General features: G+C 54.1%; 22 protein-coding genes and 1 riboswitch. Of the genes, 8 read left to right on the forward strand and 14 right to left on the reverse strand.

Going from position 1 to position 21,651, the window contains the following annotated elements; all coding sequences use genetic code 11:
* Window positions 1-18: 18 nt before the first annotated feature.
* The 7 genes from FDP13_RS07750 to FDP13_RS07780 form a co-directional block, all read right to left on the reverse strand.
* Entirely contained in the window at window positions 19-978 is a 960-nt protein-coding gene (locus FDP13_RS07750) for a DUF523 and DUF1722 domain-containing protein (RefSeq protein ID WP_143839140.1), read from the reverse strand.
* A gap of 148 nt (window positions 979-1,126) precedes the next feature.
* A complete protein-coding gene (locus FDP13_RS07755) occupies window positions 1,127-2,347 on the reverse strand; it encodes a cyclopropane-fatty-acyl-phospholipid synthase family protein (protein ID WP_143839141.1) in 1,221 nt (406 codons plus the stop codon).
* Window positions 2,344-3,087 carry a DUF1365 domain-containing protein gene (locus FDP13_RS07760; protein ID WP_012768920.1) on the reverse strand — a complete coding sequence of 248 codons (744 nt, stop codon included), beginning with the start codon at window positions 3,085-3,087 and terminating at the stop codon, window positions 2,344-2,346. Before FDP13_RS07760 ends, FDP13_RS07755 begins: the two co-directional genes overlap by 4 nt.
* Window positions 3,080-4,342: an NAD(P)/FAD-dependent oxidoreductase gene (locus FDP13_RS07765; RefSeq protein WP_143839142.1), complete on the reverse strand. Its 1,263-nt coding sequence runs from the start codon at window positions 4,340-4,342 to the stop codon at window positions 3,080-3,082. Before FDP13_RS07765 ends, FDP13_RS07760 begins: the two co-directional genes overlap by 8 nt.
* Window positions 4,339-5,058, reverse strand: coding sequence for an SDR family NAD(P)-dependent oxidoreductase (locus FDP13_RS07770; RefSeq protein ID WP_143839143.1), 720 nt, complete (start codon window positions 5,056-5,058; stop codon window positions 4,339-4,341). The genes FDP13_RS07765 and FDP13_RS07770 overlap by 4 nt, the downstream gene beginning before the upstream one ends.
* Window positions 5,055-5,489 carry a nuclear transport factor 2 family protein gene (locus tag FDP13_RS07775; RefSeq protein WP_143839144.1) on the reverse strand — a complete coding sequence of 145 codons (435 nt, stop codon included), beginning with the start codon at window positions 5,487-5,489 and terminating at the stop codon, window positions 5,055-5,057. Before FDP13_RS07775 ends, FDP13_RS07770 begins: the two co-directional genes overlap by 4 nt.
* Window positions 5,490-5,855: 366 nt before the next feature.
* Window positions 5,856-6,584: a MerR family transcriptional regulator gene (locus FDP13_RS07780; RefSeq protein WP_012768924.1), complete on the reverse strand. Its 729-nt coding sequence runs from the start codon at window positions 6,582-6,584 to the stop codon at window positions 5,856-5,858.
* Window positions 6,585-6,831: 247 nt separating this feature from the next.
* Between FDP13_RS07780 and FDP13_RS07785 the strand changes: the two genes are divergently transcribed.
* The 5 genes from FDP13_RS07785 (at window position 6,832) to FDP13_RS07805 (ending at window position 11,220) form a co-directional block, all read left to right on the forward strand.
* The gene (locus tag FDP13_RS07785) at window positions 6,832-7,611 is read left to right on the forward strand and encodes a DUF3750 domain-containing protein (protein ID WP_143839145.1); all 780 of its coding nucleotides are present in this window, start codon (window positions 6,832-6,834) and stop codon (window positions 7,609-7,611) included.
* Window positions 7,612-7,892: 281 nt separating this feature from the next.
* Window positions 7,893-8,612, forward strand: coding sequence for a DUF969 domain-containing protein (locus tag FDP13_RS07790; protein WP_033577439.1), 720 nt, complete (start codon window positions 7,893-7,895; stop codon window positions 8,610-8,612).
* Window positions 8,609-9,595 (forward strand): DUF979 domain-containing protein, encoded by a 987-nt coding sequence (locus tag FDP13_RS07795; RefSeq protein ID WP_012768927.1) that lies wholly within the window; start codon window positions 8,609-8,611, stop codon window positions 9,593-9,595. The genes FDP13_RS07790 and FDP13_RS07795 overlap by 4 nt, the downstream gene beginning before the upstream one ends.
* 52 nt (window positions 9,596-9,647) lie before the next feature.
* A complete protein-coding gene (locus tag FDP13_RS07800) occupies window positions 9,648-10,667 on the forward strand; it encodes a DUF2891 domain-containing protein (RefSeq protein ID WP_143839146.1) in 1,020 nt (339 codons plus the stop codon).
* Between the two features lie 160 nt (window positions 10,668-10,827).
* Window positions 10,828-11,220: a VOC family protein gene (locus FDP13_RS07805; RefSeq protein ID WP_012768929.1), complete on the forward strand. Its 393-nt coding sequence runs from the start codon at window positions 10,828-10,830 to the stop codon at window positions 11,218-11,220.
* A 16-nt stretch (window positions 11,221-11,236) separates the two neighbouring features.
* Here FDP13_RS07805 and FDP13_RS07810 read toward each other — a convergent pair whose 3' ends face one another.
* From FDP13_RS07810 to FDP13_RS07825, 4 genes are read right to left on the reverse strand one after another with little or no spacing between them, the layout of a single operon-like run.
* The gene (locus tag FDP13_RS07810; RefSeq protein ID WP_143839147.1) at window positions 11,237-11,905 is read right to left on the reverse strand and encodes an amino acid ABC transporter permease; all 669 of its coding nucleotides are present in this window, start codon (window positions 11,903-11,905) and stop codon (window positions 11,237-11,239) included.
* Window position 11,906: 1 nt separating this feature from the next.
* Window positions 11,907-12,632, reverse strand: a complete 726-nt coding sequence (locus tag FDP13_RS07815) for an amino acid ABC transporter ATP-binding protein (protein WP_012768931.1) — start codon at window positions 12,630-12,632, stop codon at window positions 11,907-11,909.
* Window positions 12,610-13,311, reverse strand: coding sequence for an amino acid ABC transporter permease (locus FDP13_RS07820; RefSeq protein WP_143839148.1), 702 nt, complete (start codon window positions 13,309-13,311; stop codon window positions 12,610-12,612). Before FDP13_RS07820 ends, FDP13_RS07815 begins: the two co-directional genes overlap by 23 nt.
* Window positions 13,312-13,317: 6 nt before the next feature.
* A complete protein-coding gene (locus tag FDP13_RS07825) occupies window positions 13,318-14,076 on the reverse strand; it encodes a transporter substrate-binding domain-containing protein (RefSeq protein ID WP_143839149.1) in 759 nt (252 codons plus the stop codon).
* A gap of 742 nt (window positions 14,077-14,818) precedes the next feature.
* A riboswitch (TPP riboswitch) is annotated at window positions 14,819-14,915 on the forward strand.
* A gap of 34 nt (window positions 14,916-14,949) precedes the next feature.
* Here FDP13_RS07825 and thiM point away from each other — a divergent pair.
* The 3 genes from thiM (at window position 14,950) to FDP13_RS07840 (ending at window position 17,832) form a co-directional block, all read left to right on the forward strand.
* A complete protein-coding gene (gene thiM, locus FDP13_RS07830) occupies window positions 14,950-15,744 on the forward strand; it encodes a hydroxyethylthiazole kinase (RefSeq protein WP_033577942.1) in 795 nt (264 codons plus the stop codon).
* Window positions 15,741-16,544, forward strand: a complete 804-nt coding sequence (gene thiD / locus FDP13_RS07835) for a bifunctional hydroxymethylpyrimidine kinase/phosphomethylpyrimidine kinase (RefSeq protein WP_143839150.1) — start codon at window positions 15,741-15,743, stop codon at window positions 16,542-16,544. The genes thiM and thiD overlap by 4 nt, the downstream gene beginning before the upstream one ends.
* 433 nt (window positions 16,545-16,977) lie before the next feature.
* On the forward strand, window positions 16,978-17,832 hold the full coding sequence (locus FDP13_RS07840; RefSeq protein ID WP_033577943.1) for a sugar phosphate isomerase/epimerase: 855 nt from the start codon (window positions 16,978-16,980) through the stop codon (window positions 17,830-17,832).
* A gap of 493 nt (window positions 17,833-18,325) precedes the next feature.
* Here FDP13_RS07840 and FDP13_RS07850 read toward each other — a convergent pair whose 3' ends face one another.
* The 3 genes from FDP13_RS07850 to FDP13_RS07860 all read right to left on the reverse strand — a co-directional run bounded on the left by FDP13_RS07850 (window position 18,326) and on the right by FDP13_RS07860 (window position 21,651).
* The gene (locus FDP13_RS07850) at window positions 18,326-19,306 is read right to left on the reverse strand and encodes a LacI family DNA-binding transcriptional regulator (protein WP_143839151.1); all 981 of its coding nucleotides are present in this window, start codon (window positions 19,304-19,306) and stop codon (window positions 18,326-18,328) included.
* 123 nt (window positions 19,307-19,429) lie between these two features.
* Window positions 19,430-20,584, reverse strand: coding sequence for a Gfo/Idh/MocA family protein (locus FDP13_RS07855; RefSeq protein WP_143839152.1), 1,155 nt, complete (start codon window positions 20,582-20,584; stop codon window positions 19,430-19,432).
* Complete coding sequence (locus tag FDP13_RS07860) at window positions 20,581-21,651, reverse strand: sugar phosphate isomerase/epimerase (protein WP_143839153.1); 1,071 nt, start codon at window positions 21,649-21,651, stop codon at window positions 20,581-20,583. Before FDP13_RS07860 ends, FDP13_RS07855 begins: the two co-directional genes overlap by 4 nt.

Below are 21,651 nucleotides of genomic sequence, written 5' to 3' on the forward strand. Positions count from 1 at the left end.
CTCATTTTCGAGTGATAATCAAGCCACCGCTAAGCGTAGCCCCAGAACTTCGGGGTACGGGTCAAAATAGTTTTGCGTCAGCAGGTACTCGTCCGGGTGTTCCGCCAGATAGTGCTTCAGCAGCGTGAGCGGCGCAAGAATCGGCAGGCGTCCTGCCCGGTAGCCGATAATCACCTCGCGCAGTTCCGCCCGCTGGCGGTTATTGAGCTGTTTACGGAAATACCCCTGAATATGCATCAGCACATTGGTGTGGTTTTTACGCGAGGCCGGTTGCCTGAGTATCGCCATCAGTTTGTGGCGATAAGCAATGAAAAAGGCCTCAAGATCGTCCCATTCGTGAAGACGGGCGACGAAAGGGCCGATTTCACGGTAGCCGGCCTGATGGTGCGCCAGTAGCTGGAGTTTGTAGCGGCTATGAAACGCCAGCAGGGTTCGACGGGTTAATCCGTTATCGCGCAGTGTGTTCAGTTCATGCAGCGCAAACAGGCGTTCCACAAAGTTTTCGCGTAATACCGGGTCGTGCAGGCGGCCATCCTCTTCAACGGGAAGCCACGGGTAGGTTTTCAGCAGGGCGGCGGTAAACAGCCCGACGCCTTCTTTGCGGCCGCGATTACCCTGTTCATCGTACAGCCGCACGCGCTCCAGGCCGCAACTGGGCGATTTTGCGCAGACGATAAACCCGGCAAGGCGGCCGACGCCAGGCAGATAATCGTCGGCGAAAGCGTTCATTTTTTCCGTCATATCCTGTTGCGGCGCATGGCTCATGCGCATACGGATATCACCATTGGCGGCCTGGATAAGGCGTAACGCCGGGCGAGGGACGGGCAGGCCGATAGCCATCTCCGGGCAGACCGGCTGGAAAGCGACCCACGGCGACAGTTCATCCATCACGAAGCGCATACGTTTATGCCCGCCGTCAAACCGAATGGCCGAGCCGGTCAGACATCCGCTAATACCGATTACCGGTTTACTGTTCATGACGTTGCCCCTTTACTGAAAAACAGCGTGACGTAGCCTGCGGTAATGCCGTGAATAACGACGTGAAAGCGGCGATAAGCCCGACCAGCAAGCGTACCCGGCGCTTCATTTGCCTCTGCGCTTTCCCGTCATCAGCCGCGTCGGCATGTCACACCCGCTCAGCGGTCAATTGCACCACACTGATGGTGCGCGCGTTAAAACCGGCTTCGCAGTAGCCAAAGTAATACAGCCACATGCGGCGAAAACGGGTATCGAACCCAAGCCGTTCGATATCCGGCCAGGCATGTAGGAAGCGCTGCCGCCAGTGCGCCAGCGTCTGGGCATAATGCGGGCCCATATCGAACAGATTGCGCAGCACAAAATCGGTATGGCGCGTCATCAGGTCGCTGATGGCGGTGACGCTGGGCAAAAAGCCGCCCGGGAAAATATAACGTTGGATGAAATCGACGCTTTTGCCGTAGTCGAGGTAGCGTTGATCCTGAATGGTGATCGCCTGAATCGCCATTTTGCCGCCGGGGCGCAGGCGTGCCTGGCAAGTCTGGAAAAACTGCGGTAGAAACGCTTTTCCGACCGCTTCGATCATTTCTACCGATACCAGCTTGTCGAACTGGCCGGTGAGGTCGCGGTAATCGCACAAGAGCACCGTTACCTGCTCTTGCAGGCCGGCGCGGGCAATACGCGCCTGCGCATAATCATACTGCTCGCGGGACAGGGTGGTGGTGGTCACCCGGCAGCCGTAGTGGCGTGCGGCGAATTCCGCTAGTGCGCCCCAGCCGGTGCCGATTTCAAGCAGGTGATCGTCGGGCGTGAGTGTCAGCTCGTCACACAATCGCCGCATTTTCGCCTGCTGGGCGCCGGCGAGATCCGGTGTGTCGGGGGTAAAGAGCGCGCTGGAGTAGAGCAACGCCTCATCGAGAAAATACTGGTAAAACTGATTACCCAAATCGTAATGGGCGGCAATGTTGGCACGCGCCTGCCGGCGGTGATTGCGCCTTGTCCAGTGCCGCAGGCGCTCGAACGGTTGACTCAATAAACGGAAGCCGGACTCCAGCCGGCTCAGTACCCGGCTGTTGGCCGCCATGATGTGCAATAACGCGGTTAACTGATCGGTTTCCCATTCGCCGTCCATCCATGACTCTGCCGCGGCGAGACTGCCGCCGGTCAGCAGGCGTCGGTAAACGTCAGGCGAAAGGATGCTGACTTCGGCACGCAGGGACGCGGCGGTATCGCCAAAATGGAAGGTTTGGCCGCCTTCGCGAACCGTCAGCGAACCCTGTTGTAAACCTGCCAGCAGGCGAAAAAGCAGCCGACGCGCAAAACGAATCGTGCGCGGTACATCGGGTTCAAGCGCAAAAACGGGCTCGGTCATGAACGTTCACTCCTGCCGGCGGGGTGATGATAAATAGGAACGCGTTTGAGCCACAGTAACAGCGCCTGCCAGTAAATAGCCGCGACGGTTTTGACGGTCATCAATGGAATGCCGAGCTGCATTTGGCGCAGATGCAGGCGCGTTAATGGCTTACGCGACAGCGTCAGTGTGGCGTCGAACACTTTTTCATCCTGATGGTTTTCACTGTGCATCTGATGGTTTTCGATGTGCATATGCAACGTTTTGTCGGGGCGATTAAACCGCCAGTGATAGTCCATATTCATCGGGTTGAACGGCGAGACGTGGAACGCCTTGGCGATAGGTCGCGTATCCTGAGCGTTAACCGCGTAATAGTGGCGTTCATTCCACGGCGTATTGCGCACTTCGGCCAGCACCCAGCGCAGGGTCTCGTCGGTATCAAAGCAGTAGTAAAAATTCACCGGGTTAAAATGAAACCCCAGGTAGCGCAACTGCGTTAACAGCATCACTTTGCCGTCAGGGCGCTCGCCGGTCAGTGTCGCCAGCCGGTCGAGGACGTTTGCTTTCAGCGGCGTGCCCAGCGGGTAGTCGCTGTCGTAAAAGGCGACGGCGGCAAAGCGGTTACGGCGAATCCCCAGCGATGGCAGGTTATCCAGATCGTCAAGATCCAGGTAAGCCATAAATACGTCATAGCTAAACTGATGTTCGCGGGGGGATACGCGCCGGTGACGCAATACGCCCCGATAGAGACAGTTATTCATTGTTCCTCCAGTCGGCAATTCCCTTGACCACATCCAGCGCGCTGCGTACCCCATCTTCGTGAAAACCGTTGTACCAGTAAGCCCCGCAAAACCAGCTGTGCCGCCGGCCGTTAATCTGTGCGCGCCGTGACTGCGCACGCCAGCTTTTCGGGTTAAACAGAGGGTGTTCGTAGACAAAACGCTGCCAGATATAACGCTCATCGATAGGGGTATCGGGATTGAGCGTGACGCAGAATAAGGGGCTCCCCTCGGGCAGCCCTTGTAATATGTTCATGTTGTAGGTGACGCAGGCGCTGGCTTGATCATCGCGATGCAGCCGATAGTTCCAACTGGCCCAGGCGCCAGGCCGTACCGGTAGCCAGCGTTTATCGCTATGCAGAACCACCTCGTTACGCTGCCAGCCGATATCGCCCAGAATCTCCGTCTCTTCGCGGCTGGGGTTATCCAGCAGGGCAAGCGCCTGCGAAGAGTGGCAGGCGAAAATCACCTGATCGACTTTGAGAGTGCTGTCCGCCAGATGGATATCCGCCCCCTGAGCGTGGCGTACCACCTTTTTCACGGGCGTGTTGACGCAAAGCGTGAAGCGATTTTCCAACTGAGTGAGCAAGGCGCGCACGTATTCCCGTGAACCGCCGGGCACCACATACCACTGCGGACGTTGCGTGATGTCCAGCAGGCCGTGGTGGTCAAAAAAGCGCAAAAACAGCGCGAGCGGGAAGCGGCGCATCTCCTGCAATGAGGAAGACCAGATCGCCGCGCCCATAGGCAAAATATAGTGGCGGGCGAAAAAAGCGCTAAACCGGTGGCGCGACAAAAAGGTCTGTAACGTCTCATCATCGCCGACCGGTTGGGCAACCGCCTGTTTCGCCAGACGATTAAAGCGGACAATATCTTTCAGCAGCCCCCAAAAACGGGGATTAACCAGATTGCTGCGCTGCGCAAACAGCGAACGGAGCGAGTGGCCGTTATATTCGAGCCCGCTCGCCGGATTATGCACCGAAAAACTCATCTCCGTTTTTTGCCCGTGGATACCCAGCTCGCTCAGTAGCCCCATAAAGCGTGGGTAGGTGCGATCGTTATAGACGATGAATCCGGTATCGATGGCATAGCTGCCGGAAGGCGTGGTGATATCTACCGTAGCGGTATGGCCGCCCGGCGTAGCCGCGGCTTCCAGCATGATTACGTCATGGTGCCCTGCAAGCCGCCACGCGCAAGTCAACCCGGCAATGCCACTACCGATAATAGCGATTTTCATGGTCTTACCATCCTGCGCAGGAGTGCGCGTTGAGCGATACCGGGAAGCCACGACAGCAGTCGCAACAGTGCGCCGAATCCGGCTGGAAAGGCGATATGTGATTTGCCCGCCGTGATGCCGCGCCGTATCGCCGCCACCGCCTGTTCTACGGTGACGATGCCCGGCATCGCAAAGTCGTTGTTACGGGTAAGCGGGGTATCGACGAAGCCCGGCGAAACGACGGTGACGGCAATGCCTTTGGGCTCCCAGTCGAGCCGCAGGCTGTCGGCAAACCAGCTCAGCGCGGCTTTCGATGCGCCGTAAGCCTCTGCGCGTGGGAAGGGCAGCCAGTGAGCCATGGAACTGACCAGCACGACGCGGCTGCCAGGCGCCAGTTGCGCCTGCAAGGCCGCCAGACAATTGATCGGGCCGATAAAATTGGTGTTGATGACTCTGGATACCCGTTCCGGGTCGATAACGCCGTGGTCGATATATTCACAGGTTCCGGCGCACAGCACGGCCAGATCGACGCGGCAGTCGGCCAATGCGCTACGGCAGGCCTGGCTATCCGTCATATCAAACTGGCGAATGACGATATGCGGGCTGTACCGGCTCAGCGCTTCAAGCCGTGCGGCATGTCTGCCGCAGGCGATGACGGTATGGCCTTCGTCGGCCCAGGATTTCGCCAGCCCTTCGCCAATGCCCGAGCTGGCGCCGGTGATAAGCACCGTCATCATGCGCATACCCTCCTTTTCACGTGGCGAACCGCCCACCCCAGCACCGGCAGATGTTCATAAATCATTTCACCGGCATCGTAGAAATCACGCTGGTGGGTGATGTGCGTTTGTTGCACCTCGACGATAGAGCATCCCGACAGCGACAACGGCTTGCCGCCGGCAATACGAGGATGTGACCAGTGCATCGTCCAGCTCATGGCAAAGCGATGGGTATCGCAGACGGGATCGTCGACGGTGAAATAGCATTGCGCGGTGTTTTCCAGTAAATGGGCGAAATAGCGTTGTATGGCGGGCAACCCTTGATGCTGGCCAAACGGATCGACGAGCAGGGCGTTTGGGTGATAGAGCGCAGACAGTCTCTCCAGCGGCTGGGTATCCAGCCCGGCATAAAAGCCGGCGACGTCGTCGAATACGGTTCGTAGTGTGCTCATGGGCGTTACCCTTGCAACGGGCAATTCTGAATCAAAACGGTATAATTAAAACTTACACAAACTTTGTTTTTTGTCTAAGTTTTTCGAGGGTAATTTTGTATAGTTTTTTAAAATCATGAGATTAGTGTGGTCTTTGAGGGGCGATAATACGGCTTGAAAAAGTGTACCGGCATTGACGGCGTCGGTGCGAATAGCAAATAGCAAATAGCAAATAGCGGTGTGGTTCAGCGTTTGCCGGGCGTGGTATCTGGCGATGCGTGCGTTGAGGTGCGAGCGTTGAGGGGCGGGCTGGCAGCAAAGGAAATTCAGTCTCGGCGCGTTGACCGGCAAGGCTTATTCAGCGCTCAGGCAGCGTACTGCGGGTGTTTACAATAAGATAATTTCCAGCGAGGCAACCTGCTCGCGCCACTTTTCGATTTGTTTTTTGCGTGCCGCCGTGAGTTTCCCACTGGTGACCAGCAGCCATTGCCTGTCCGGGAAAATTTCCGGCGCAGGCGTGGCAGGGGAAAGCGGCAGCACATGAATGCGATGGCCTTGCCCGGTGCGTTTCAGCGCTTCCAGCCAGATTTCACAGGGGTCGGTCAACTGCCAGCCGCCGATCAGATAGTTGTCTCCAGGCGCTTTCCGGTCGCCTTCAAGACAAAACGAGGTGTAGGAAATAATGAGGCCGTCGAGTATCTCCCGCAGCGTCATCATCGCGGGAATATTCGCCGACACGTGGCGTCGCAGCGGGCGTAACACCTCATTGACGACTTCCGGCCGGGGGTATTCGCGGCCGGTGTTGTAGATAAGCTGGCGCAGCGATTCAATGCGGCCTTCTCTGAGACGCTGGAGCATGGTTTCCTGCAATGTCGCCCAGTTATTGCTGCGTCGCGTCTCTGGGCGTTCCAGCAGCGGTTTAATCTGGCTGACGGGAACCCCTTTTTTTACCCAGTCGAGAATTTTCAACGCCTGTTGGACATCCGCGTCGCTATACAGACGATGTCCCCCATCGGTACGCAGCGGTTTCAGCAGGCCGTAGCGACTCTGCCATGCCCTGAGCGTCGTGGCGTTAATACCGCAGAGTCTGGCAAATTCGCCGATGGAGTAAGGCATATAGAGTGCATCCGCTGAAAACTATTTTGTTTGATATATTACGAATATTTTAGCGCTGAATGAAGTGTCGGACAGGCGGGCGCGATTGGCACGGCGCGTGAACCGCGCTAATGACCAGGCTTTGCCTGACAGATAACGCCGCCTCGGTATTCATGCATGATCTTTCTCTTGGTTATCGCTGCCCGGCGCACTATTTTATCGTAATTATCATTGAACTTATCCGCATATTCAGGAGAAAACCGAAGCGATGAGTTACCTCAAGGTAGTGGGTATCGTTTTTATCGGTGTGTTGATTTTGTCATTTGGGCGCAGCCTGGCGCAGGCCACATGGCGTGAGGATAAGGCGAACGTTTCAGGCCAGAGTATTTGGACGGCGCGGCGCGACTCTGCCGGTATCGCGCCGGATCCGGCGGCTCTGAGCAATATTGCGATTGTGCAGGTTTATACCGCGCCTACCTACGGCTGGCGCGGGCTGGTGGCGGTTCACCCCTGGATCATCATCAAAAAAGCGGGGGAAACCCGTTTTCAGCGTTACGAGGTGATGGGCTGGGGCGGCGATGATGTTATTCGCCGTAACTATAGCGTGCCCGACGGATTCTGGTTCGGCTCAACGCCGCGGTTATTGGTTGAACATCGCGGGGCGAGTGCCGCCGCCATGATCCCGAAAATAGAAGAGGCGATCAGCAGCTACCCCTGGCCGCACACCTATCACGCCTGGCCCGGCCCGAATAGCAATACGTTTATGGCGCATATCGGCCGGGAAGTGCCGGAATTGAAACTGGACCTGCCGGCGAATGCCATCGGTAAGGATTTTCGCTCGTTAACCCACCCGGTGGGATTGCCGCCGTCGGGAAGAGGCGTACAGGTTTCACTGCTCGGTGTGCTGGGCCTGACGCTGGGAGTGGAAGAAGGGGTTGAAGTCAACATTCTGGGGGCGAACCTGGGGCTGGATTTCAACCCGCCAGCGCTGCGTTTGCCGTTTATCGGCCGCCTGGGCTATGACAATACGACAACGCATGAGAGGTGAGTGATACGCCCCGCCGTGAGAGGGCAGACCGTTTAGCCGTTGTCTGCCTTTCACGCATTCCCATCAATTCGGCATTATTTTTTCTTATTCTGATTCCTGCCTTGTCGTATTAACTTCTTGAAAATCCATTACTGAATTCCAGTCTGAAGGGAATATTCAACATATTGAAATACAATTGCATTTCCCTGTCTTCACAAAGCCGTTGACACACTTTTCGACCTATTATATTCCTGAAAAGAATAACAAGCACACATCACATAAAATAATCATAAGGGTGAATTATGGAAAGTACGAGCATCGTCCCGTTGATCGGGATTCCGATAGTCGTTATCGGATTTGCGTTGCGTTTCAATCCGCTGCTGGTTGTGGTGGTGGCGGGGCTAACCACCGGTCTGGCGGTGGGGATGGATTTTGGCTTGCTGCTGGAAACGTTCGGCGAGAAGTTTCTTAACAGCCGTTCGCTCGCCACCTTTATTCTGATTCTGCCGGTCATCGGCCTGCTGGAATATTACGGTCTGAAGGAGCGAGCGCAGTCATGGGTGTCGCGCATCGCCAGCGCCACGTCGGCGCGCATTCTGATGGTCTATTTTCTGGTACGAGAAGGCACGGCGGCGCTGGGGCTGATGTCGCTGGGCGGCCACGCTCAGACCGTCCGCCCCTTACTGGCGCCGATGGCAGAGGGAGCGGCGCTCAATCAGTACGGCGATTTGCCGCCATCCATTCGCGATAAGATCAAGGCGCACGCCGCGGCCTGCGATAACATCGCGGTGTTTTTCGGCGAAGACATTTTCATCGCGTTTGGTGCGGTGCTGCTGATTGATGCTTTTCTGCGTGAGAACGGCATCAGTGGTATCGAGCCGTTGCATATTGGATTGTGGGCGATTCCTACCGCGCTGTCGGCGCTGGTAATCCACCTGTTTCGTCTCACCCGGTTGGATGCCAGCATCCGCCGCGACGTCGTAGCCTGGAAGCAGCAGTCCACCAAAGAGGTGACAAAATGAGCGCCTTACTGACTATCAACCGGGTGTATTACCTGATTGGTCTGATCGTGATGCTTCTGGTGGCGATGACGTTGCGCGACAAGGGCAACCCGAAGCGTTATACCACCGCCTTGTTTTGGTTTCTGTTTGGCGCAGTGTTCCTGTTTGGCGATCTGATGATTGAGAGTTTCGGTAAGTCGCTGGCTTATCGGATCGTCGGGGTGATGGTGATCGGCATGGCTTTGCTGGCCGGCACCGGTCAGGTGGCGATGGGACGCTACCGGATGTCCTCCGAGAGTGAGCGCCGGGCGTCGTCCGAACGGCTGAAAAACTGGCTGTTTCTACCCGCGGTGCTGATCCCGCTCATCACGGTGCTGGGCACGCTGTTTCTCAAAGGCGTGTCGGTGGGGGGCAGCTATCTGCTGGATCAAAAACAGCTGACGCTGGCGGCGTTGTGCGCGGCCTGCGTGCTGGCGATTTTGGTCGGCTGGGGGCTGACCAAGGGTACGCCGCTACACGCTATCCGCCAGTCACGACGGCTGGTCGATACCATTGGCTGGGCGATTATCCTACCGCAAATGTTGGCGATGCTAGGCGGCGTGTTTGTGGCGGCCAAAACCGGCGACGCCGTGCAGCACATCGTTAGCCAGTTTGTAAACCCGGATAATCGCTTCATGCTGGTGGTCATCTACTGTATCGGTATGGCGCTATTTACCATGGTGATGGGGAATGCGTTCGCTGCGTTTCCGGTCATGAGTGCCGGTATTGCGCTGCCGTTCCTGATTATCCAGCAACATGCCGACCCGGCACCCCTGATGGCGATTGGTATGTATGCCGGGTATTGCGGCACGCTGATGACGCCGATGGCGGCCAATTTCAATATCGTACCGGCGGCGTTGCTGGAGCTGAAAGACAAGTATCAGGTGATCAAGGTGCAGATCCCAACGGCGCTGACATTACTGGCGGTGAACGTTTTCCTGATGTATTTCCTGGCCTTCCGATAATGATGACCCCGGTGGATGCTGTGCCGCAGACACCGGGCGACAAGGAGTTAATATGCAACTGACCCTCACTCTGGCGGACGCCTTTGCGCGTATGCCGCTTACCTATCTTCGTCAAGAATATCCCAACCATATCATGCACCTGCTGAACGGCGATGGCGATGCGCTGACGCCACGCGAACTGCATCCGGTATTTTATGGCTGCTTCGATTGGCATTCGGCGGTACATGGTTACTGGCTCCTGTTGCGCTGTATCCGTCGGTTTCCGATGCTGCCGTGTTATGACGATATAACCCGGTTATTCGATGACCATTTCACCCCGGAAAATATGGCGCGCGAGCTGGCTTATTTCCAGGCGCCGATGCGGGCGTCGTTTGAGCGACCTTATGGTTATGGCTGGCTGCTGGCATTGACCGGTGAGTTGGCGCAGTCGTCGCATCCGGCGGCGGCCCGTTGGTTGGGATGCTTGCAACCGCTGACACAGGAGATTCGCCGGCGGCTGCTTGGTTATCTGGACAAGCTGACTTATCCCATCCGGGTCGGCACCCATTTTAACACCGCGTTTGCGCTTGGTTTGTCGATTGATTATGCGCGTACAGTCGGCGACAGCGAGCTGGAAAATGCAATTGTTCCGGCGGCGCACGGATATTTCGGGCGCGACGGTGCTTATCCGGCACATTATGAACCGGCGGGGGACGATTTCCTCTCCGGTGCGCTGACGGAGGCGTTGCTGATGAGCAAGGTGTCGGGAAGCGCGTTTCCTGCCTGGTTCGATGGTTTCTTGCCGAGTCTTGCTGCGGTATCAGTGCTGGTTAATCCGGCACAAGTCAGCGATCGGGCTGACCCGAAAATCGCGCATCTGGACGGCCTGAACCTCAGCCGTGCTTGGTGTATGCGGCAGATCGCGCAGCAATTACCGCCCACGCATCCTGCCCGGCCGGTTTTGCTGGCGGCGGCTGAACGGCATCTGGCAGCCAGCGTGGACCATGTGGTGGGGAGCCACTATAGCGGTGGTCACTGGCTGGCTACATTTGCCTTACTGGCGCTGGAAGACAGGGACGTTACACCGATGTGATTTAATAAAAAATCACTTTTAATGAATAAATAAGCGTTATCTTATAGATCTGGATCATCTTTTCCCGCCGCCAACGCGATTATGTTGGTCATTCCACTGCGCGAACGTGATGCGAACCGGAGTGGAAAACCACAGAATTCAATCGCCAGAAGGAGGGAACATGCTGGATCATTTAAGTATTCCGGTGTCTGATCTGAGTCGCAGTCGGCGGTTTTATGAGCAGGCGTTAAAGCCATTAGGGTTCGAACAGGTTAAGGACATGAAATTCGCCGTGAGCTTCGGCGTGTTGATGGGATACGGCCTGTCTTCCGATCCGGGCGGCGAATTCTGGATTTTTCAGGGTGAGGTGCCATCACACCCACCGGCGCATTTTGCTTTCAGCGCCGAATCGAGAGCGGAAGTGGATGCGTTTTTTGCTGCGGCGGTAGCGGCGGGCGGGGTGGATAACGGCCAGCCCGGCGTGCGTACGCAATATCACCCTGATTACTATGCCGCCTTTGTCCGTGACCCGGATGGCTACAACATCGAAGCGGTGTTTCACCGGGCGCCGTAACGGACCAGGCACCGGTTTATTCCGCGATACCCAGTTTGCGTTCAATGACTCTGGATAGAATGACGATAAAAGTAATGAATACCAGATAAATCAACGCGGCAAATAGATAGGCATTGAAAAATTCAAAGTTCGTTGAAGCGACTTCCTGGATGCGGGAAAAAAATTCAGTGTACTGGATAAGGAAAGCAATGGTGCTGTCCTTAATATTATTGATGACTTGGTTAGTCAGCGCAGGTACTGAGGTGATGAGCACCTGCGGTAATATTATTAAACGGAAAATCTGCCAGTTGCTGAATCCTTGGACGACGGCAGCTTCAGTCTCGTGTTTGTTCAGGGCGTTGTAGGCTGTGGTCATATAGGCTGCATTATAGGCTCCGACATTAAGTGTAAAACCGCTGACTGCCACCGTGAAAGGCGACAAATGGATACCCGTCTGCGGCAAGCCATAATAAATAACAAATAAAATAAGAATTAATGGTGTGCCTATGAAGAAGTCCATATATATCTTGGTCAGATGTTTAATCGCCGGTTGACTGCTGATACTGAGAAAAAAAATAACAATACCCCATAAAAAACCTGATAAGGAGACAATTGCCGCAAGTTTAAATGTCCCAACAATTCCGTTAAGCACCAACGGGAGTTGCTCCATCAAATCATGATAAAAATTATTCCATCCATCGAACATATTATTGATCTCCAAAAAAACCATGGATATCCGGATCGGCCTCAAGCGAGGAGAGCACGGAAAACGACCCTTCGGCACGGAGCCTGCCATCATTTAAGAATGTCACGCGGTCACACAGTTGTTTAGCAAGACGTATGTCATGAGTCACACATAATATGGTCACTTTTCGCCCGTTAAGCTGTTTTATGAGTAACCCCACTTCACGCGTCATCAGTGGGTCAAGGGCCGATGTGGGCTCATCGAACACAATGATTTCCGGGTCTGTAACCAGCGCGCGAATCAGTGCAACGCGCTGCTGCTGCCCACCAGAGAGCTGTGAAGGATATTTCATGCTGTGTTCAGCCATATCCAGCTTTTCCAGTTCGGATAAAGCCTTACGCCTGGCCTCGTTATGAGGGATATTAAAGACCTTGCGAAGAGCCAGAGTAATATTGTCCATAACATTAAGGTGACGATACAACGCGTAATTCTGGAAAACAAAACCCACTTTTTTCCGGAACTCAAGAATATTGAATTTTTTATTATTAACATCTATGCCATGGAAAAATATATTCCCTGAGTCTGGTTTTTCAAGTTGGGCCAGGCAACGTAACAGGGTGGTCTTGCCGCACCCAGACGGACCCATAACGACTTTTATCTCTCCGTACTCAATCTTTAAACTGATGCTATCCAGCACCTTTTTATTGCTGAACGTTTTACTGACCTCACTTAATTCTATCAATGCCATACATTTTCACCTTGATTTTTTCTAATTCATCGCTTGTCATCTTGAATTTTATTTCAAGCTGTTTTGCTGCGAGAATAGATAGCTTGTAAATGAGGAAATATAATATTCCTGCGAGAGTATAAATCACCAACCCATTCATCGTGGTCGCGGTCAGGGACATGGCTTGTTTGGTGATTTCGGAAATACCTACAGTATAGGCAAACGGCGAAGATTTTAATACCGATGAGAATTCGTTTAATATTCCAGGTACAGAAAAGCGGAACATTTGAGGAACTTCGATATATCTTATAATTTGTAGTTTACTTAAACCGGCGGCTTTAGCTGCTGTAATTTCTGAAGGCTCAACCAGTTGAAGCGCGCCGCGGAATACTTCGGCAAGATAACCGCCGCTGATTAATCCAATGCTAATATTCATGGCCAGCAGTGGAGAAATACTCAGGCCGGTTGCCGGCAGACCAAAATAGACCAGAAAGACGGCGATTAACACCGGGATGCCGCGAAAAATGAAAACCAGGAAATCCAGCGTTTTCTTTATGAATGGAAAAACCAGTCGCCGTAAAACGGCGACTGTCAGCCCGATAACCAATGCTGAGGTAAAACACGTTAATGTCACCATTAACGTGTTTGCGATGCCCTCAAGCAAAAAATAGCCTGCATTTATGATATCTTGCGATGACATATGCTGCTATTTCATCCATTTATCTACGATGCCCGCTATTTTTTCTTCGCCCTGCTCATTGAGCCAGGCGTTAAAATCATCCCGCGCTGGTGAGCCTTTTTTAAAGGCAAACCCCAGATGATCGACATTCTTAAATACGTAACGGCTTTCAATCGGCATTTTTTGTTTGTTTTTATAGTCAAAATAAACCGGGTCTTCGATGAAGGCCAGGTCTAGATTCCCATTTTTCAAGTCAGTAATGGTTTCATTATAAGAGGGATAAAGCTTTACGTTGCTTAATGAGTAATACCCTTTGGGTTCGAGATCGGTTTTGATGAGGTCGGCATACGCCATGCCGCGGGGAAATCCGACGGAATAATTTTTTAACTTGCTCAGATCGCTCAAATCTATTTTATGACTGTCCAAACTGACCAGGTTAAATGAATTAACGTAATATGGAGATGAAAAATCCATGACTTTCTTACGCTTATCCGTTATTGATATGCCGGAGAAGGCCACATCCGCCTGGCCGCTAGCCACCGCGCCCAGCATACCGTCCCATGAGTACTCCGTTATTTTGAGTTTGCACTTTCTTTCCTGACAATATGACGAGAACAGTTCCAGATCGATCCCTTGTAGTTTTCCATCCGCAGTTTTGAATAGCATGGGGGGAGAGGCCGGCGATACGGCGATATTGAGTGTCTTTCCCGTTACCGGGCTATTTGCGAAAACAGTAAATGAGGTTATTCCTAAAATCATGGCTAAAAAAATATTTCTTGATAACATACAGGGCTCCTGAATTTAATAAGAGGATACATAAGTATTTTGAATTAACCATAATAAGAAAAGCACTGTCGCCCTGCCGCCAGAAAAGAGAGGGGCAGCATTTTAGCCAGAGGGAAGACATCGCTAACATACCGGAAATCAGTATGTGCTTTGTTACTCTTAATTTTATCTTATATGATAAGAGGATGAATATTTCAGCGTCGTGGATATCAATGACGCTATTATCACCTTACCCGATTGCTAAATAATCAATATAAACACCAATTTCGCGTTGTGCAAATTTTGTTCACTCCTTGTGTCTGGTGGGGGATGTTATAATCCGTGGTATGGATAGTTATTTTATACCCAAAATAATTCGAGTTGCAGGAAGGCGGCAAGAGAGAGAATCCCGATGAGCTTACTCAGGTAAGTGATTCGGGTGAACGAACGCAGCCAACACACCTGCAACTTGAAGTATGACGGGTATAGTTGCCTGTTGCCCACGAGGCTTAATCCGGCAACGGCTCTGGTTAACGCAGAGGCTAATTGTAGTGACAACCATCGGGTATTCCAATTATGGCTGGAATATATTCGAATAATGGTCTTTTCTTCTTTTCAAGAAGAAATCTCTTAATTGAATTCATATGTTTTTCTAATGTTATTTCAGCGATAAGTTGGTGAATTCATTTCTTTGAACGTTGGTAGCGACTACCCACGTTTTTTCTGCTGTTGACCTTTTTGTCCAATACTTCCAATAATGGCGTTCGTTGACTCGGGGTGCCCTTCTGCGTGAAGGCTGAGAAAAACCCGTATTACCTGATCTGGATAATGCCAGCGTAGGGAAGTCACGGTATCCCACCGGTACCGCCTTCTTTCACGCCGGTTGGGAGGTTTATGAACACTCGACCTGTACTTTTCCCTGCCGCGTCCGTCGCGGATTCCCTTGACGCTTTCCGTTTGCGCGCACCGCTGGTGCACTGCCTGACCAATGAGGTGGTGCAGGGGTTTACCGCCAATGTGCTTTTGGCGCTGGGTGCCTCGCCTGCCATGGTGGTGGATGTCGGTGAAGCGGCGCAGTTCAGTGCGCTGGCTGACGGGCTACTGATTAATCTGGGTACGCTTGAAACCGACCGTGCCCAGGCGATGCGCGCGGCGGCGGCAAGCGCCATCGAGACCGGTACGCCGTGGGTGCTGGACCCGGTAGCCGTGGGCAGCCTGCGTTTTCGTACCGAATTTGCGTTTGAGTTACTGGCGATGCAGCCGGCCGCGATCCGTGGTAACGCTTCGGAAGTGATGGCGCTGGCGGGCGAACGTTCGGCCGGGCGCGGTGTGGATAGCGGTAACGATGTGTTGGCGGCGCTGCCTTGCGCTATTGCGCTGGCGCGCCGTTGGGCCACCTGCGTGGCGGTAACCGGCGAGGTGGATTACGTGACCGACGGCGAGCGGGTGCTGGCCGTGCCCGGCGGCGATCCGCTGATGACGCGGGTGGTCGGCACCGGGTGCGCGTTGTCGGCGGTGGTAGCCGGTTTCTGTGCGCTGGAAGGGGACCGCCTCAGTCATGTCGCCGCCGCGTGTGCGGTGATGGCCCGCTGCGGGCGACAGGCTGCGGCGCAGGCGCGGGGACCGGGTAGCTTCATCCCCGCGTTTCTGGATGCGCTCTATACCCTGAACCGGGAGGCGCTGATATGAAACGCATCAACGCGCTGACCATCGCCGGCACCGACCCGAGCGGCGGCGCCGGTATTCAGGCCGACCTTAAAACCTTCTCGGCGTTGGGCGCTTATGGCACCAGCGTCATCACCGCGCTGGTGGCGCAGAATACACGCGGCGTGCAGTCGGTTTATCGCATTGAACCGACGTTTGTCGCCGCCCAACTGGATTCAGTGCTGAGTGATGTACGCATTGATAGCGCCAAAATCGGCATGTTAGCGCAGACGGATATTGTGGAAGCGGTGGCGGACAGGCTACAGCGCTATTCGTTGCCGTATGTGGTGCTGGACACGGTGATGCTGGCGAAAAGCGGCGATCCGTTGCTGGCGCCGGAAGCGGTAGAGGCGGTACGCCAGCTACTGTTGCCGCGGGTGTCGCTGATCACCCCCAATCTGCCGGAGGCGGCGGCGCTGTTGCAGTGCTCGCCCGCCGACGATGAGCGGGGTATGCGCCGGCAGGGGGACGCATTACTGGCGATGGGGTGCCGGGCGGTGCTGATGAAAGGCGGCCATCTAAGCGACAGCGAAAGTCCGGACTGGCTATTCATGCCGGATGCGGAGCCGGTGAGGTTAAGCGCGCCGCGCATCAATACCCGGCATACGCACGGTACTGGCTGCACGCTGTCGGCGGCGCTGGCGGCGTTACGCCCGCGTTATGACAACTGGCCGGATACGCTGTCCGCCGCGCGGGCCTATCTACAAGGGGCGCTGGAACAGGCGGATTCGCTGGAAGTCGGCCACGGTATCGGCCCGGTGCACCATTTTCACCGCTGGTGGTGACGCGTTGACGGATTGCCGGCGGCGGGCAGAGCCGTCGGCAACGAACACGCCATGCTCAGGAACCCTTCTTGAGAGTGCGATGGTCGTAAAAAGAAATGCGTATCGGCTGAAATACACATCGGCTGAAAAGAGCATGTTATTGCGGCCAGATAAAAAAGTATGGCGATAGATACCGTCTTATTCTGAATAACATCGAAAGAGTATTAACGGCGATGCGGGTATGTCGATACGCCTGCTTTTCTGTTTTTGTGACGCAGACAGCTAATTGATAATACCTTGTTGATGAAATTTTTCTTTCTGATTAACATAAAAAGTAATCGATTACTTTTTATGAAAAACCCTACGGTTCCTGCCGGAACATGATGTCTGGCCGACATGAAGTAATCGAGACGGAATAAAAAAAAGCAAGGAACATCTATCTGTGGAGAATCTCATGTACCTGAAACGATTTTGGCGTTTATCGTTACTTATCGCGTTGTTTACCTTAAATGTCCTGCCATCACTTGCCAGGGCGGATCTTGAAGCGGGAAAAGGGAATATGCCTATTGCCCTGCAAATGTATACGTTGCGTAATGTCGGTTCGCTGGAAGAGCAGTTTGCGATGGCGAATAAGGCGGGTTTTAATGCCGTAGAATTGGTTGGCGACCATAATGTGTCGTCCGATGAGATGAAAACGCTGCTTGAGAAATATAACCTGAAGGCGATATCGGCGCATGTCCAGCTCGCTAATTTGCGCCAGGACAGTCAGAGTATTGTCGCATTTAACCATGCGATCGGTAACCGTGTGCTGATTGTTCCCTGGCTTAATCCGGAAGACCGTCCGGACAGCGCGCAGGCATGGAAAGAAATGGCGCAGGAGCTGGATAATCTGGCCCGCTATCTTAAAAAGCAGGGGATGACGCTCGGGTATCATAATCATGATTTTGAGATGAAAAAATATAACGGCAAAACAGCGCTGGAAATTCTTTTTGATCATGCCCCTAATCTGGCGATCGAACTGGATATGGCCTGGGTGACGCGCGGGGGCCAGGACCCGGCGCGTCTGCTGAAAAAATATAAAGGACGGGTATTTGCCGTTCATGCCAAGGATCACGCACCGATTGGTATTCGTGATGATGAAATGAATTTTGCGCCGGCCGGGGAAGGCATTCTGACCTGGGATGAAATATTCCCAGCGGCAGAAAAAGCAGGGAAAGTCTGGTTTATCGTCGAACACGATGCCGCGAAAGACCCTTACGCTATTATCACTACAGCCAGGAAGTTTCTGTTAAAAAACGTCAATCGCTAAGATGACATAAGACGGCTACAGGCAGCCTATTATGGGCTGCCTCAGACTGCTGACAAACGCATTAACTACAGGATGAAGCATCTTTCCGGCGTCAAAAACTGCGCTGAGGTGGGCGACTTCGCCGGGTGAGCGACAGGACGTCGCGAAAGCCCGTGCCGTGTTGGGAACACGTCACGGGCGGCCCGAACCGCGAAGTCGAACGCCGAAGGTAGCGCGTAGCGCCGCAGTTTAGCCACCAGCCAGTGGTCAAGGAGAGGTGGCGCTTGCACCTCTCCTTGTCGTGCGTGCGATGAAATAGCGGAGGAACCACACCGTTTACCCCGCACGAAACCATTCACTGAATAGGCAGACTTCACCGTTCACAAGACAACCCGGCTGTTTGTCAACAGCCTCAGGCAGCCTATTATGGGCTGCCTGTACCACCGCCAGCGTTAATCAACCAGAATGCTAGTGCTTTTCAGCGCGTCGGCAAATTATCGTGTAACACAATACCTTAACCGGATGCCCGGGAAATAAATTGCCAGTCGAGGATTCTTTTTTCTGGCGGGCTATCAGGATCATCGATTCTTTGCAGCAGCAATTTTACGGCCTGCCGACCAATTTCCTGTGAAGGTTGTTGGATAGTACTTAATTGCGGTGAGGTGATATAGCTTAATTCCGTACCGTCAAAACCAATCACGGCAATATCTTTTGCTACCTTCAATCCGGCGTCTTCAATTGCTCTTAACGCACCGGCTGCCAGCGTGTCTGAGACGGCAAATACCGCATCGGGTCGTATTTCCTCATTCAGCAGCGCTAGCATCGCTTTTTTCCCTGCCTCGTAACTGAGCGCGCTGGCATAAATTACCGAAGAATAAGAGTGCGTGTGCTCGGCGATCATTTCACGATAACCCTGTTCCCGCAGTTGGGCATATTTATAATTAAGGTCGTGATTGATCATGGCAATACGTCGGCGATTATTTTGCAGCAGATGTTCGAACACGAAACGAGAGGCCAGCCGGTCATCAATACCGACGCTGGAAACCGCCGCCGCATCGGCGTATTCGGCACACTGTACCCAGGGCGCATCGCCGATCATCGTGGTCAGTTCCGGCAAGCGGGATAATGCATCCATGGTAATCACTCCATCGACCATTTTCCCGGATAATAACGACAAGCTGGATTTTGCCCGCGCGGTATCCGAACCGGAATTACATAACAGAATGCGGTATCCATTCTGTTCCGCTTCGGATTCAATGCCTTTTACCACATCGGCGCAGAAGGGGTTGGCGATATTGGACACCATAACCAGCAGCATATGACTTTTCGCCGTGCGTAATTGCCTGGCGAGTAAATTGGGTTGGTAATTGCTTTGCTGGATGGCGTTGAGTACGCGTTCACGATTTTGGGGTTTGACCGAGTCCTGATTATTCAGCACCCGCGATACGGTTGCCACCGAAACGCCGGCAAGTCGTGCGATTTTTTGAATCGACATAATGGGAAAACATTCCTGAACATAAGCGCTGCAAACAGGCTACCACAGTTTGTTTTCTCGAAAAAATCGCTTGTTTTCTCGAAAAAATCGCCGGTCCGGCCGGGTTGACCGAACCGGCGAAGATTATGCCGGTATGGCGACCCAGCGTTGTTCCCGGTGGCTGCGCATGATCGCATCAATGATAAACATAATCGTCGCGCCGTCATGGAACGTGGCGAATTCACAAGGGTCGATCTGCGGCTGTTTCCCTTCCCGAATATAGGTATAAAAACGCAGCATCATGTTTTTAAACGCATCGGGCCAGCCTTCGATGTGGCCGCCGGGAAAATGGGCCTGGCCGGACACATCTGCATTCATTAATCCCGGATCATCGCTCAGGAGCTGGTTGGGGCGGTCCCGATGTCCGATCCATAAAGTTTGCGGCAATTCCTGATCCCAGGCCAGAGACGCCTGAGCGCCATTGATTTCAAAGTGCAGGCGGTTCTTTCTGCCGGCGCTTACCTGAGATACCGTCAGGCTGCCGCGGCTGCCATCGTCAAAACGCAGCAGAATGGCGGCGAAGTCTTCGGTCGTCACCGGCTTGTCCTCATATTCCACCGTTGCGGCATCGGCACCGCCGAAGGTGGTTGCCGCATGGCGGCTGGCCTTCCGCGTGGGGTAGACGGTGGAGAGGTCCGCCATCACTTCAACGATTTTGCGGCCGGTGACGAACTGTAGCGTGTCGCACCAGTGGGAGCCGATATCGGCGACGGTACGCGACAAGCCGCCTTTATCGGCATCGACGCGCCAGTTATAGTCGGTTTCGTAGAGCATCCAGTCTTGCAGGTAACTGCCGTGTGCGGCAAACAGACGGCCCAGCGCCTGCTGGCGGATCATGCTGGCTGCCTGCTGCACCATCGCGAAATGGCGGTAAACAAAGCTGACGCCATGAACGATGCCTTTTTCCTCAGCCAGCGCAACCAGCTCGCGGGCTTCCTCACTGGTCATACAGAGTGGTTTTTCGGAAAAAATGTGTTTACCCGCCAGCATCGCTTTGCGGTTGATGGCGGCATGAAGGTGATTGGGCGTGCAGTTGTGCACCACATCCAGACCGGGATGGTTCAGTAGCGCGTCAACATCGCCATAGGCGTGGGGGATAGCCAACTGACGGGCTTTTTCCTGCGCCAGTTCGAGGGTGCCGTCGCATAACGCCACCACATTGACAAACCCCAGACGGCGGATAGCTTCGATATGTGCAGGCCCGATGAAACCTGAACCGATAATACCGACATTGATCATGACGCGTTTTCTCCTTTCAGCCCCAGCATGTTCCTGATGGTCTGGCGGTCGTTGGTGGTGGCGGCAAAGTCATCAAACGCTTTGCCGGCCACAGGAATGATGTGACGGCGGATGAATTCAGCCCCTTCCCGCGCACCGGTTTCGGCCTCTTTCAGGCAGCACTCCCATTCCAGCACCGCCCAGCCTGGGTAGTCGTATTGCGCCAGCTTGCTGAAAATAGCTTTGAAATCTATTTGGCCGTCTCCCGGTGAGCGGAAGCGCCCGGCGCGTTCTGTCCAGGGCTGATACCCACCGTAAACACCGCTTTTTCCATTAGGGGTAAATTCGGCGTCTTTCACATGAAAGGCCCGGATTCTGTCGTGATAAATATCGATAAAAGCGAGGTAATCCATCTGCTGTAGCAGCATGTGGCTCGGGTCGTACAGCACGTGGCAACGCGAGTGGTCGCCAACCGCATGGAGAAAACGCTCGAAACTGACGCCATCGTGCAGGTCTTCCGACGGGTGTAATTCGTAACAGACGTCAACGCCGTGGTGATCAAAAACGTCCAGAATCGGGCGCCAGCGCCGGGCCAGCTCGTCAAACGCTTCTTTGATTAACGCTTCCTTGCGCGGCGGCCACGGGTAGAAATAGGGCCAGGCCAGCGCGCCGGAGAAGGTGGCATGGGCGCGTAATCCCAATTTTTCCGACGCGGCGGCCGCGTTTTTTAAGGCATTGACCGCCCATTGTTGCCGCTCCTCGTGGTGGTGGCGAACCGCGGGCGGGGCGAAATCGTTAAAGGCGTGGTCGTAAGCCGGGTGGACGGCAATCAACTGGCCTTCAAGATGAGTGGAAAGCTCGCTAATCACCAGCCCGTATTCCGCCAGACGCCCGGCCACGTCGTCGCAATAGGTTTGGCTGTGGGCCGCGGTTTCCAGATCAAACAGATGCGGGTGATTACAGGGGATCTGGAGCGCCTTGAAACCGAGGCCGGCCGCCCAGCCGGCCAGCCCTTCCAGTGAGTTAAAGGGCGCCTGTTCGCCAATATACTGCGCGAGAAATAACCCCGGCCCTTTTATTGTTTGCAT

This window comes from Dickeya sp. ws52 (genome assembly GCF_007210685.1).
Taxonomy (GTDB): domain Bacteria; phylum Pseudomonadota; class Gammaproteobacteria; order Enterobacterales; family Enterobacteriaceae; genus Dickeya; species Dickeya chrysanthemi.